The 12,951-nt window shown below is 75.0% G+C and carries 11 protein-coding genes; 4 read left to right on the top strand and 7 right to left on the bottom strand.

From position 1 onward, the window contains the following. Positions 1-121: 121 nt before the first annotated feature. Both ZF1_RS23090 and ZF1_RS23085 read right to left on the bottom strand, forming a co-directional pair. Positions 122-328 carry a hypothetical protein gene (locus tag ZF1_RS23090; RefSeq protein ID WP_073576424.1) on the bottom strand — a complete coding sequence of 69 codons (207 nt, stop codon included), beginning with the start codon at positions 326-328 and terminating at the stop codon, positions 122-124. Then, on the bottom strand, positions 321-1,562 hold the full coding sequence (locus ZF1_RS23085; protein WP_482638329.1) for a PspC domain-containing protein: 1,242 nt from the start codon (positions 1,560-1,562) through the stop codon (positions 321-323). The genes ZF1_RS23090 and ZF1_RS23085 overlap by 8 nt, the downstream gene beginning before the upstream one ends. 304 nt (positions 1,563-1,866) lie before the next feature. Here ZF1_RS23085 and ZF1_RS23080 point away from each other — a divergent pair, with 304 nt between their 5' ends. Beyond that, positions 1,867-3,186, top strand: a complete 1,320-nt coding sequence (locus tag ZF1_RS23080; RefSeq protein ID WP_482638746.1) for an ATP-binding protein — start codon at positions 1,867-1,869, stop codon at positions 3,184-3,186. Further along, entirely contained in the window at positions 3,183-3,887 is a 705-nt protein-coding gene (locus ZF1_RS23075) for a LuxR C-terminal-related transcriptional regulator (protein ID WP_073576423.1), read from the top strand. The genes ZF1_RS23080 and ZF1_RS23075 overlap by 4 nt, the downstream gene beginning before the upstream one ends. 23 nt (positions 3,888-3,910) lie before the next feature. Here ZF1_RS23075 and ZF1_RS23070 read toward each other — a convergent pair whose 3' ends face one another. Then, positions 3,911-5,320: a hypothetical protein gene (locus tag ZF1_RS23070; RefSeq protein ID WP_482638328.1), complete on the bottom strand. Its 1,410-nt coding sequence runs from the start codon at positions 5,318-5,320 to the stop codon at positions 3,911-3,913. 302 nt (positions 5,321-5,622) lie between these two features. Further along, positions 5,623-5,883, bottom strand: a complete 261-nt coding sequence (locus ZF1_RS23065) for a chorismate mutase (RefSeq protein WP_149663792.1) — start codon at positions 5,881-5,883, stop codon at positions 5,623-5,625. 315 nt (positions 5,884-6,198) lie between these two features. Here ZF1_RS23065 and ZF1_RS23060 point away from each other — a divergent pair, with 315 nt between their 5' ends. Continuing rightward, positions 6,199-8,649, top strand: a complete 2,451-nt coding sequence (locus tag ZF1_RS23060; protein WP_073576851.1) for a UvrD-helicase domain-containing protein — start codon at positions 6,199-6,201, stop codon at positions 8,647-8,649. Positions 8,650-8,652: 3 nt separating this feature from the next. Here ZF1_RS23060 and ZF1_RS23055 read toward each other — a convergent pair whose 3' ends face one another. From ZF1_RS23055 to ZF1_RS23045, 3 genes are all read right to left on the bottom strand, one after another. Beyond that, positions 8,653-9,285, bottom strand: a complete 633-nt coding sequence (locus ZF1_RS23055; RefSeq protein WP_405415075.1) for a DUF1707 SHOCT-like domain-containing protein — start codon at positions 9,283-9,285, stop codon at positions 8,653-8,655. A 48-nt stretch (positions 9,286-9,333) separates the two neighbouring features. Beyond that, a complete protein-coding gene (locus tag ZF1_RS23050; protein WP_482638327.1) occupies positions 9,334-10,122 on the bottom strand; it encodes a M23 family metallopeptidase in 789 nt (262 codons plus the stop codon). 402 nt (positions 10,123-10,524) lie between these two features. Then, entirely contained in the window at positions 10,525-11,499 is a 975-nt protein-coding gene (locus tag ZF1_RS23045; RefSeq protein WP_208823105.1) for an esterase/lipase family protein, read from the bottom strand. A gap of 261 nt (positions 11,500-11,760) precedes the next feature. Between ZF1_RS23045 and sucC the strand changes: the two genes are divergently transcribed. Then, on the top strand, positions 11,761-12,951 hold the full coding sequence (gene sucC / locus ZF1_RS23040) for an ADP-forming succinate--CoA ligase subunit beta (RefSeq protein WP_301549002.1): 1,191 nt from the start codon (positions 11,761-11,763) through the stop codon (positions 12,949-12,951).

Raw genomic sequence — 12,951 nt, 5'->3', positions numbered from 1 at the left:
CTCGGCCCCGCCCCGGCCAGCCCGGGCCTCGCGGTGTCCGACCCCCGTCGGACACCGCTGCCACGCGGGCGGCGGCGGGTCCGGCGGCGCTCCCCAGCCCGCCGGCTCCCGTGATGCCCCTTCAGTCGTCCGATGTGGCCCGGGAGTTACGCACGCTCGCCATCAGGAATGCGATCCCGGCCACAACGGCGGTCCCGGCGAGCACCCAGCGCAGGTCGACGACCTCCCACGGGGCGATCCCGAGGACCCCGCACACCGCGACCAGCAGCGACAGGACCCCGGCGACGAGGGCGAACGGGTCGGCGCGACGGGCGAGCGAGCTATCCACGGGTGACCTCCACGGTTCCCAGCTCGGCCCGCAGGTCGAGCTCCAGCACCCGGCCACCGGGTCCGTCCGGGCCGGGGTCGTTCACGGTCAGGTCCACGTCCTGCCCGGTGCGGGTCTGCCCGTCGACGGTCAGGTCGCCGGTGCCCACCGAGCTGCGGACGAGCAGGTCGGCGTCGCGCGGGACGCGGATCTCCACCGCGCCCGCGCCGACCTCGGCCCGGGTGCGGACCGGTCCGGTCGCGCCGGGCGTCGCGGTGAGGTCGAGGCGGGTCAGGTCGAGCTGGACCGAACCGGTGCCGCGCCGGTACTCCGGGGCGAGCTGCGCCACGGTCGCGGGGGCCTCGACGGTCTCCCCGACGCCGCCGCGCACGGCCCAGCCGTCGGGTCCGACGGCGTCGTTGAGCGGGATGGTGGCCGCCGTGACGAGTGCGAGCAGCACCGCGAACGGCACCAGCCAGCGTCCGGCGCGCCGCAGCCCGCCGACGACCAGCCCGACCCCGACGACGGCGAGCGCGGCCCCCGGGACGGCCGAGGCCGGCACCGCACCCGGTGCGGCCAGGGCGAGCACCCCCACCATCCCCGCGACGACGAGCGACACGGCCAGCGTGATCGGTGTGAGCATCGAGCGGGGCGCCGGGGGCGGACCCGGCTCCGGGCCCGGTTCGGGCAGGTCCCAGGCGAACGGTGCGGCGCCGAGCGGGTCCCAAGCCGGTGGCGTCACCTGCGCCACGGTGGGGGCGTGCGGGTCCGCGACCCACGGCACCACGGGTGTCGGCGACGCGGCGGCCTCCCGGGCCCCGGGCCGGTTCCCCCGGGTCACGTGCAGCGCGACGAGCAGCGCGACGGTGACGACGGCGGGGATGACGCGGTCGGCGGACAGCACCAGCGGGACGGCCAGCAGCGCGGCCAGGACCAGCAGCGTCACCGACAGCGCGGAGGACGGTCCGCTGCGCGGCGGGACGGGGCTGCCGGGCGGGCCGGCGTCCGGCAGGACCGCGCAGCCCGCCAGGTAGAGCGGGATGCCGGGGCCCACGATCGCGGCGACGACGAACCCGACCCGGACCAGCGTCGGGTCGATCTCGTAGCGGCGCGCGATCGCGGCGGAGACACCGGCGAGCTTGCGGTCGTCGCGCGGACGCAGGGGCCGGGAGTCCCACATGTCGCGCATGGTGTTCCGGGCCGTCGACGACGCCGACGGTGGTCGGCCGCTCCCGGGCAGCTGCGTCTGGTTCATGGCGTCGAGCCTGCCGTCCGGGCGGGCCCCGGCGTCTCGGGGAGAACCCCGAGAGGACCCCGGTCCCGATCCCGAGGGGATCCGGCGCGGGTCGTGTGACGATGGGGTCGTGAACAGCTCGGACCCCTCGACCGGTACCGCACCGGGGGCGGCGGACGCGCCGACGCGGCCCACCGACGCTCCGTGGGCGGCCCCGTCGCCCGGTGTCGCGCTGCCCGGTGCCGCGCTGCCCGGCGCCGCCGCCCCCGGGGCGACCGTGTCCGGAGCTGCCGGGCCCGGGGCCGACGGGGGACCGGGGCCGACGGTGCCCGTGCCCGCCGGCCCGGTGCCCCCGCCGCCCGGAGACGCCGTCCCCCCGCGGCCGGGCGGCCCGGTACCGCCGCGCCCCGGTGCACGCGTCCCGCTGACCCGGCGCCGCTCCGGCCGGATGGTCGGCGGCGTCGCGGGCGGGGTGGCCGACCACCTCGGCGTCGACGTCCGCTGGATCCGGGCGGCCTTCGTCGCGCTGACCCTGCTCGGCTGGGCGGGGGTCCTGGCCTACGGCCTGCTGTGGGTGTTCCTGCGGCAGGAGGCCGCCGTCGTCGAGCGGACCGTCACCCGGTCCGAACGCCTACAGGCCGCCGGGCTGCTGACGCTGGGGCTGGGGTTGTCGCTGGTCGCGGCGACCTCGGGTTCGGCCGTGCTCGGCTGGATCGCCGGCCCGCTGGGGCTGGCGACGGTCGGTGCGGCCGTCGTGTGGCGGGAGGCCGACGAGGCGCAGCGACGGCGGTGGGCACGCGACGCCCGCAGCCGCGTCACGGGCGGTCGTGCGGCGCTGGCCCGCACCGTGCTCGGCGCCGCGCTCGTCCTGACCGGGCTGGCGGTGTTCCTGCTCGGCAACCTGGACCTGAGCCAGGTGAGGTTCGGGATCCTCGCGGCGCTGGCGACGCTGCTGGGCGTCGCGGTCCTCACCGTCCCCTGGTGGGTACGGCTGGTGCGCGACCTCGGCGAGGAGCGCCGGGCCCGCGCGGTCGCCGCCGAGCGCGCCGAGATCGCCGCGCACCTGCACGACTCGGTGCTGCAGACCCTCGCGCTGATCCAGCGCCAGTCCGGCGACCCGCGCGAGGTGCAGCGGCTGGCCCGCGGCCAGGAGCGGGAGCTGCGTGCCTGGCTCTACGGGCCGGGCGGACGCGCCCGGGGCGGCGGCGGCAGCCCGGACGCCGTGGAGACGCTGCTGTCGGCGGCGATCACGCGCGTCGCGGGCGAGGTGGAGGACACCTACGCGGTGGCCGTCGGCCCGGTGCTGGTCGGTGACGCCGAGCTCGACGACGACCTGCGCGCCCTGGTGCTGGCGGCACGCGAGGCGATGGTGAACGCGGCGAAGCACTCGGGGACGTCCGAGGTCGATGTCTACGTCGAGGTCGAGCCCGCCTCGGACGAGGGGCCGGGCGCGGCCGAGGTGTTCGTGCGGGACCGCGGCACCGGTTTCGACCCGGATGCGGTGTCCGACGACCGGCACGGCCTCGCGGACTCGGTGCACGCCCGGATGCGCCGCCACGGCGGCACGGTCCGGATCCGCACCGGGGCCGGGGAGGGTACGGAGGTGCGGCTGTCGATGCCGCTGACGGAGAAGGAGACGGCATGACCACCGCCGACGTGCCGGGGACACCGGCCGGTCCGGGCGACACCGGTATCCGGGTCTACCTGGTCGACGACCACGCGTTGTTCCGGTCCGGCGTGCGCGCCGAGCTGGACCGTGGCGACGGGCGCAGCCCCGTGCTGGAGGTCGTCGGTGAGGCGGGCTCCGTCGACGAGGCGGTGGCCGGCGTCGGGCACCTCGCGCCGGACGTGGTGCTGCTCGACGTGCACATGCCCGGCGGCGGGGGCGCGGAGATCCTGCGCCGGGCGCGCGCGGCGGGCACCGAGTCGGTGTTCCTGGCACTGTCGGTGTCCGACGCCGCGGAGGACGTCATCTCGGTGATCCGGTCCGGCGCCCGCGGCTACGTCACGAAGACGATCTCGGGCCGGGACCTCGCCGACGCCGTGCGACGCGTACGGGCCGGTGACGCGGTCTTCTCGCCACGCCTGGCCGGGTTCGTGCTGGACGCGTTCTCCGACCGGCCCGGTGCGGCACCGCCGGTGGACCCGGAGATCGACCAGCTGACCAAGCGGGAGCGGGACGTGCTGCGGCTGCTGGCCCGCGGCTACGCCTACAAGGAGATCGCGAAGGAGCTGTTCATCTCCGTGAAGACGGTGGAGACCCACGTGTCGAGCGTGCTGCGCAAGACGCAGACGTCGAACCGGCACGAGCTGTCCCGCTGGGCTTCCGACAGGAGGCTCGTGTAAGCGGCGTCGTCGTGGGTGGGGCGTCAGCCGCCCAGCAGCCCGCCCGCGCCCTTCGTGACGCCGCCGAGCACCCCGCCGACCGGCTCGGTCACGCCGGACAGGGCGCCCCCGACCGGCTCGGTCACCGTGCCGGCCACCTGCCCCACGGGCTTCGTGACGGCCTGCAGCGGCTGGGTGGCGTCCGAGGACGAGGAACCGGTGTCCGCGGTGGCCTTCTTCGCGGAGGTGTCGAGGAGCCCGGTGACCGGCTCGGCCGCCTTCAGGACCGGGCCGGTGAGCGGCTCCGTGCTCCTGAGGACGGGCTCGGTGACCGGCGACAGCGCGCCGAGCACCGGCGTCGTCACCGGCTCGAGGGTGTCGGTGAGGGGCCGGGTGACGGGCTTGACCGCCTTCGTCACCGGGCGGACGGCCTCGGTCACGGGGGACACGGCACCGCCGAGGGTCTTCCCGACCGGTGCCGCGGCCTGCGCGACCGGGGCGACGACGCCACCGACGGCGTCCCCGACCGGGCGGACGTTCTCGGTGACGTCCTGGATCGGGCCGGTGCTGGTCCCGCCGCGCGACGGCGGGGTGCCGGTCACGGGCTCGAGGATGTTGCCCGCGGACGGCCGGTCCGGGTTGTTGATCGGGGCGACGATCGGGGCGAGCGGCGAGCCCGTCCCACCGGAGCCGCGCGGAGCCGGGACCGCCGGCGACGACGGGGCCCCGGTGCCCGGGTTCCCGGTCGAGGGCGAGGTGGGCGTGCGGGGCGCGGGGACCGCGACGGCGGGCCCGGCGGCGGTGCCCGGGGCGCGGCCCGCCGCGACGGCCTGCGCCGGCTGCTGCGGACCGAAGGCGACGGCCATCCAGTCGGTGGCGCCGGGGGCGGTCGCGGGCGCGTCCGGCAGCGGCGAGCTCAGTGCCACGTTCGCCGGGAGGTACTGGGCGGGCAGCGTGTCCGGGGTGTCGCCCGCGGTGGGCAGGCCGAAGCCGGGGAACAGGCCGTCGGCGGCGGCGCGCGCGTCGGAGTTCTCGGTGCCGACGCCGTTGTAGAGCGCCGCGCCGAGCACGGAGCCCGCGGCGAGCAGCGCGCCGGCGACCACACCGGCACGACGACGACCCGACACCTGACGGCCGGTCCAGCCGTCGGCGCCGGCCGCGGCGCGGGGCTGCGGGAGGTCGATGTCCCCCCAGCCGCCCGGGGCACCCGCGGCGGCGATGTCACCGGCCGACGCGGCGTCGGCGGCCGCGCCGTCGGCCACCGGGGGACGCCCCTCTCGGCGCAGCAGGTCACCGACGGACAGGACGGGCCCGGTGAGCGGACCCGCGCCGTCGGAGGACGCGTGGGATGCACGCGAGTGACGCGCCAGCAGTTCGGCGACGCTCACCACGTCGCGGGGCCCGGTGGCGCCGGGGGCGCCGGGGAGCGGGGCTCCGGCAGGTGTGTCGGTCACGGCCGCACGTCCTCCTTCGGGTCATTTCGACCTGGGAAGATGTACCGGAAAGAGTCCTTGATCCCCAAGTGATCACACTCCGCTCGTCGCAGATCACCCGATCGGGTGGTTCCCGTTCATCGGCCGTATCCGACCGCTCGACCTGCTCGTTGCCTCGCAAGGCAACCACTGCGCAAGCCTGCCCCGACCTGAACCCCAGGTGGGGCCCGTGTGGGCGTGTCGCCCTGTGTACTGCGCGTGAATCGCCGAGCGGTCGCCGCTCCGGCCCCCGTCGCCGGGCGCGACAGGGTGTCACACGGTCGTCAACGGCCGCCGAGACGTCCGCGGCCCAGCCGCAGCAGCATCATCGCCAGCTCGCGGCCCTCGGGGCCGAGGTCGGCGAAGCGGTCCAGCACCGCCATCTCGCGGCTGTAGACGATGCGCGGTCCGCCCGCGGCCATGCGGGCGGCACCGATGCGCTTCGAGACCTCGGTGCGGCGGAGGATCGCGTCGAGGATCTCGGCGTCGAGCCGGTCGATCTCCCGGCGCAGCTGCTCGATCTCGGGGTCGGCTCCGGTGCGCACCTCGGTGCTCGTGCCGGAGCTCGGCTGCGGGGCTGCGGGGTCGGTCACGGTCATGGTCTCCTCGTCTCGGTCACGGGCCGTCGGGACCGAGGACATGCGAACGCCCCGGGTCCGTCGGACTCCGGGGCGTGCGGGTGGCGTCTGGGCTCAGACGGGCGGCGCAGCGGGAACCGGGGTCCGGTACCCGTAGCGAAATCGCCCGTCGTGAGCCACGCGGCGAGTGTAGACCACCCGGCGCACCGGGCCGCCGTGGTTTCCGGGACCGGCGACGCCGGAGCGGGGTCGTCGGACCCCCGGCGTACCGTGTTCGACACGATGAGTGCGCTGTTCGAACTCCCCGGGACGGGCCCCGCCGCCGCTGCCGAGCCGACGACGGCCCAGGGCCGCCGCCTGCTGGACGGCCTGAACGACCGCCAGCGGGAGGCCGTGACGCATGCGGGTTCACCGCTGCTGATCGTCGCCGGAGCGGGGTCGGGGAAGACCCGCGTGCTCACCCACCGGATCGGCTGGCTGCTCGCCGAACGCGGGGTGCACCCCGGCGAGGTCATGGCGATCACCTTCACCAACAAGGCCGCGGCCGAGATGAAGGAGCGCGTCGACGCCCTCGTCGGGCGACGCTCCGGGCCGATGTGGGTGTCCACCTTCCACTCCATGTGCGTGCGGATCCTCCGGCGCGAGGCCAAGCACCTCGGCGTGCGCAGCGCCTTCTCCGTCTACGACGCCGACGACACCCGCCGCCTCGTCGGCATCGTCGGGCGCGACCTGGAGCTGGACCCGAAGAAGTTCGCCCCGCGCGCACTGGCCGCCCAGATCTCCAACCTGAAGAACGAGCTCGTCTCGCCGGACGAGGCCGCCGAGCGCGCCGCCACCGACCACGAGCGGCGCATCGCCGAGGTCTACGGCGTCTACCAGTCGCGGCTGCGCCAGGCGAACGCCTTCGACTTCGACGACCTGATCATGGAGACGGTCTCGCTGCTGGACCGGCTGCCGGCCGTCGCCGAGTACTACCGGCGCCGCTTCCGGCACGTCATGGTCGACGAGTACCAGGACACCAACCACGCCCAGTACGAGCTGGTCCGCCAGCTCGTCGCGCCGGCCACGGCGAACGGGCGTCCCGGCGAGCTGTGCGTCGTCGGTGACTCGGACCAGTCGATCTACGCCTTCCGCGGCGCGAACATCCGCAACATCATCGAGTTCGAGCAGGACTTCCCGGACGCGCGGACCATCCTGCTGGAGCAGAACTACCGCTCGACCCAGACGATCCTGTCCGCGGCGAACGCGGTGATCGCCCGCAACCCGGAGCGGCGGGACAAGCGGCTGTGGTCCGACTCGGGCGACGGCGAGCGTGTCGTCGGCTACGTCGCGGACAACGAGCACGACGAGGCGTCGTTCGTCGCCCGTGAGATCGACCGGCTCGTCGACACCGGCGAGTACCGCAACTCCGACATCGCGGTGTTCTACCGGACCAACAACCAGTCCCGCGTCTTCGAGGACGTGTTCCTGCGGGTCGGGCTGCCCTACAAGGTCGTCGGCGGGGTGCGGTTCTACGAGCGCCGCGAGATCCGCGACGCGCTGGCCTACCTGCGGGTGCTGTCCAACCCGGAGGACACGGTCAGCCTGCGCCGGATCCTCAACGTGCCCAAGCGCGGCATCGGGGACCGGGCCGAGGCCGTCGTCGCCGAGTACGCCGAGCGCGAGCGCACCTCGTTCGCCCGCGCGCTGCGCGCCGCCGCCGAGGAGCCGCAGCGGCTCCCCGCCCTGGCGACCCGCTCGCAGAAGAACATCGCCGGGTTCGTGCGGATGCTCGACGAGCTGCGCGAGCTCGTCGAGCGCGGCGACGACACCGCCGAGGTCCTCGAGGCCGTCTACGCGCGCACCGGCTACCTGGAGGAGCTGCAGGCGTCGGAGGACCCGCAGGACGGCACCCGGATGGACAACCTCGCCGAGCTCGTCACGGTGGCGCGGGAGTTCGCGGGGGACGCCGCCGTCGCGGACCTGGCGCCGGACGGCGGGGCCGCGATCGGGTCCGGTGCCGCCCCCGCCGACGGGGCATCCGACGGCGCGGCCCCCGAGGGCGAGGCCGACACCTACGACGACACCCCCGACGGTGTCCCGGAGCCCGGCTCGCTGGCCGCGTTCCTGGAGCGCGTCGCGCTCGTCGCGGACGCGGACTCCATCCCCGACGACGACTCCGGCGTGGTCACGATGATGACCCTGCACACGGCGAAGGGCCTGGAGTTCCCGGTGGTCTTCCTGACGGGCTGGGAGGACGGGATCTTCCCCCACCTGCGCACCCTCGGGGACCCGAAGGAGCTCGCCGAGGAGCGCCGCCTGGCCTACGTCGGGATCACCCGCGCGGAGAAGCGGCTCTACCTGTCCCGGGCGATCGTCCGGTCCGCGTTCGGGCAGCCCAGCACCAACCCGGCGTCGCGCTTCCTCGACGAGGTGCCCCCGTCACTGCTCGACTGGCGGCGCACCGAGGAGCAGCTCGCCGCACAGCGGCCGTCGGCGCCGGTGGGGCGGTTCGGGTTCGGGAAGCGGCCGCAGGCGACCGACCGCGGGAGCTGGAAGGTCCCGGAGAGGTCGCTGAACAACCAGTCGCTGCACCTCGACGTCGGGGACCGGGTCAACCACGACAAGTACGGCCTGGGCACCGTCGTCGCGGCCGACGGCATCGGCCCGCGCGCGACGGTGACGATCGACTTCGGCTCGGGCGGGACGGTCCGGCTGATGCTGATCGGCGGCGTCCCGATGCAGAAGCTGTAGACCTCAGTCGTCGTCGCGGTCCTGCGTCGCGGCCTCGGCCGGGGTCAGCACCTTCACCGACCCGAACGCCCCGACGACGTGCACGTCCACCGTCCGGTCGCCCGGCGCGGCGCACGCCGTCGGGCAGTCGGTCGAGCCGAACACAGTGAACCCGGAGACGTCCGCCCGGGTGCCCTCGGGCACCACGACCTCGACCGAGCCGAACAGCAGCACCCCGCCCACCCGCGGGGCCTCGGCCTGGACCCCGATCGTGCGGGACCCGAACACCGTCACGCCGTCGGTCAGCGGCAGCACCTGCGACCCGCCCCAGACGGCGGCGACGACCAGCGCGGCCGTGGCGAGGATCCCGCCGGCGCGCCGCCCGGCGGCCGCGGCGAACTCGCCGGTCGGTGCCCGCGCCGGGAGTGCCGTGGTCGGCGCCTGCTCGACGGCGGCGGTGGGCGCCCCGGCGGTGTCGGCCGGGAGGTCGCGGGTCAACGGCTCCAGGTCGGCGCGGGTGCGGGCCGCCCAGGCCTTCGCCGAGCGTTCCTCGTACTCGGGCAGGGACAGTCGTCCCTCGCCGTGCGCGCGCTGCAGCCGGGCGTCGACCGCCCGTCGCTCGCCGTCCCCCACCCGGTACGCCGACTCGTCCGCCACCCGGCCATTCTGGACCGTCCGGGCGGGCCGGGGAGCGGCGACCGCCGGTCAGGCGTCGCGGGAGCCCGTCGCGGCGGTGACGTCGAGGCCGCGCGCGGCCAGCCACGGCAGCGGGTCGATCTTGGTGCCGTCCGGCTCCCACACCTCGAGGTGCAGGTGCGGGCCGGTGGACTGGCCGCGGTTGCCGACCTCGGCGATCTCGTCGCCGGCCTCGACCTGCTGGCCCTCCTGCACGAACGACCGGTTGATGTGGCCGTAGACGGTGCTGGTGCCGTCGGGGTGCTTGAGCACCACCCACATCCCGAAGCCGCTGGCCGGGCCGGACTTCTCCACGACGCCGTCGGTCAGGGCGAAGATCGGGGTGCCGATCGGGGCGGCGAGGTCGATGCCCTTGTGCTGCACGCCCCAGCGGGCGCCGAAGCCGGAGGTGAACCGGCCGGCCGTCGGCATGACCAGGGCCTCGCCGTTGTACATGACCGCCTTCGGGGCGCCGTGCGACATCGCGGTCGTCACGGCCCGCTCCAGCTTGGCGGCCTCGCGGCCCATCCGGGCGGCCTTCGTCAGGTTGGCGACGTCGACCTTCGAGGTGGAGTCCAGGTCGGGCAGCGACGCGGCCTGCGCGGAGAGCTGCTCGCCGCCGATCGCGGAGGCGTCCATCGGGGCGGTCGTGTCGGCCGGGCGGGTGTCGCTGGACACCGGCAGCATCGCCGAGGCGGCGAGCCGGGCGTAGGCCTCCTCGACCGCGGCCTCACCGCCCCAGCCGGGCACCCCGAGGGCGCCGGCGACCGTCTGACCGGCCGCGACCAGGGCGCCACCGGCCGCCGCGGCGACGGTCACACGGGTACGCGAGACCACCGGCGGGGGAGCCGGGAGCGCCGGGAGCCGGTGACCGGCCGGCGGCACAGGGGGGAGCGTGCCGGGCCGGGCCTCCGGTCGCGTGGCGCCGCTGGGGAAGCGGTGGCGCGACAAGACTGCCCTTCTGGTGTTCAGGGCGCCGCGGGCCGTTCGGCGGTGATCGTCGGAGTGGGGGCTCCGTCGGGGGATGGCGTCGTTCGGGGCGACACCGATCACCGTGACCGGTCCGTGACGTGGACGACGCGACGGTAACCCGGGCCCCGCCGGGCGGCAACGGCGGCCCGCCGCGCGGTTGCGGACGGTCGCGGATCATCGACGACCGGTCGGGCGGTCGGCGACGCGACGGCGAACGGAGGATCCCATTCCCCCACCCGGACCGGACGCTCAGGCGCCTTCGGCGGCGTGCCGGCCGACCAGCCGCAGCGACCCGCGCAGCCGCCGGTCGCGCACCCGGTCGTGCTCGCGCCGCTCCGCCTCCCCGCGGGCCAGCGTGCTCGCCACGAAGTGCACCGTGCGCCGGTCCACCGGCAGCGCGAGATGGCCCACGTCGTCGAGCTCCAGCTCGGTGACGTCGAGGTCCGGGTGACGCAGCCGGGAGTTCCGCTGCGGGACGATGATCTCGTCCATCCGCGACCAGACCACCAGGAACCGGGTCCGGCAGCCGGGGGCCGGTTCGTCCAGCTCGCGCAGGATCGCCGAGCCGGGGCGGAGCTGGCGGCACAGCGGCAGCGGCGCGATCCGGGCCAGGTTGCTGCCCGAGTGCGGGCTGCCGAGCGTCGCCAGGGTGTCGACGACGGCGTCGCCCCCCATCCGCTGCACGTAGTAGCGGGCGATCACCCCGCCGAGGGAGTGCCCGACGATGTGCACCCGGTCCGACCCGGTGGCCTCGCGCAGCCGTTCGACGTGGCCGCGCAGCTCGTGCGCCGCGGTGCGGACGTCGTCGGTGAACAGGCTGTAGTTGATGGCGTGCACCACCCCGAAGCCGCGCCGGCGCAGCTCGTGGGCGAACACGGTGAACACCGAGCGGTTGTCCATGATGCCGTGGACCAGCAGGATCGGCGTCCCGGCGGCGGTGGGGTCGGCGACGACCAGGCTGCGCTTGACCGGCGGCAGGCTGTCGGTGCGCCAGTGGCCGTGCGGGCGGACGGTCTCCTCGGCCAGCCCGATCGGGTACAGCGCGAGGTGCGCGGCCAGCCAGGCGCCCTCCAGTGCCAGTCCGCGCAGTCCCGCCCGCGAGGTGAAGGTCCGCGCGGCGTATCCCGCCGCCTGCCCGAGATCGGACGTCGCGGCCGTCACTGTCGACAGCGCCCCGTCGGCGATCGCGCGCAGGCGAGCGCCTCCGGGTAGCGACGTCGCCATGTCCGAAAGGTAAGGCAGGTCACAGGATTCCGCTGTGTCGCGGGACGGTCGGTGGCCCCGATCACTCGGTCGGCCGATCTGAATCGAGCACTGCGCCGACGGGGTGACAGCGGTCACCGGCCCAGGTCAGGACCGGTGCGCGCGGCGTGGCTAGGCTCCCCGTCGCAGCATCACCGACGTCCGCGACCGCTGCCGCCCGCCACCTGTGCGGGGCGCGCCCGGAGAACGAGCCGGGGTCGCGCCGGTCGCGGCGAGAGCGAAGTGGAGCGGGAGAGCCGAGTGGACCTCTACGAGTACCAGGCGAAGGACCTCTTCGCCGCGCACGGAGTCCCGGTGCTGCCGGGCCGGACCGTGGACAACGCCGCCGACGCGGCGGCCGCGGCGGCCGAGCTGGGCACCGCCGTCGTGGTCAAGGCACAGGTCAAGACCGGTGGTCGGGGCAAGGCCGGCGGCGTGAAGCTGGCCGAGAACGCCGACGAGGCCAAGGAGAAGGCCGAGGCCATCCTGGGCCTCGACATCAAGGGTCACACCGTGCACCAGGTCCTGGTCACCGAGGCCAGCGACATCGCCGAGGAGTACTACTTCTCCTTCCTGCTGGACCGGTCCAACCGCACCTTCCTGGCCATGTGCTCGGCCGAGGGCGGCATGGAGATCGAGCAGCTGGCCGTCGAGCGCCCGGACGCGCTGGCCCGGATCGCCATCGACCCGATCGCCGGTGTCGACAAGGCCAAGGCCGACGAGATCGTCGCCGCGGGCAAGATCCCGGCCGCCGTCGCCGACGAGGCCGCGAACGTGATCGTGAAGCTCTGGGAGACCTTCGTCTCCGAGGACGCGACGCTGGTCGAGGTCAACCCGCTGGTCCGTGACCCGCAGGACAAGGTGATCGCCCTCGACGGCAAGGTCACCCTGGACACCAACGCCGACTTCCGGCACCCGCAGCACGCGGACCTGGTCGACGAGCGCACCGAGAACCCGCTCGAGGCGAAGGCCAAGGCCAAGGGCCTCAACTACGTCAAGCTCGACGGCGGCCAGGTCGGCATCATCGGCAACGGCGCGGGGCTCGTCATGAGCACCCTCGACGTCGTCGCCTACGCCGGCGAGGCGCACGGCGGGGTCAAGCCCGCCAACTTCCTCGACATCGGCGGCGGCGCCTCGGCGCAGGTCATGGCCGACGGCCTGGACGTCATCCTGGGTGACGACGAGGTCAAGAGCGTCTTCGTCAACGTCTTCGGCGGCATCACCGCGTGCGACGCGGTCGCCAACGGCATCGTCGAGGCCCTCAAGATCCTGGGCGACGACGCGACCAAGCCGCTGGTCGTCCGCCTGGACGGCAACAACGTCGAGGAGGGTCGTCAGATCCTCGCCGACGCGAACCACCCGCTCGTCACCGTGGTGGGCACGATGGACGACGCGGCCGCCAAGGCCGCCGAGCTCGCGAACGCTGGAGCCTGA

Source organism: Pseudonocardia sp. ZF1 (assembly GCF_056835605.1).
The sequence above is the reverse complement of the archived record's forward strand: the minus strand, read 5'-3'. Positions and strand labels throughout refer to the sequence as shown.

What these genes read in the sequence shown, in the direction of transcription:
- ZF1_RS23085 (WP_482638329.1), bottom strand. Translation starts at nt 1,562, where the DNA reads ATGAACCAGACGCAGCTGCCCGGGAGCGGCCGACCACCGTCGGCGTCG.
- ZF1_RS23045 (WP_208823105.1), bottom strand. Translation starts at nt 11,499, where the DNA reads ATGGCGACGTCGCTACCCGGAGGCGCTCGCCTGCGCGCGATCGCCGAC.
- ZF1_RS23075 (WP_073576423.1), top strand. Translation starts at nt 3,183, where the DNA reads ATGACCACCGCCGACGTGCCGGGGACACCGGCCGGTCCGGGCGACACC.
- ZF1_RS23060 (WP_073576851.1), top strand. Translation starts at nt 6,199, where the DNA reads ATGAGTGCGCTGTTCGAACTCCCCGGGACGGGCCCCGCCGCCGCTGCC.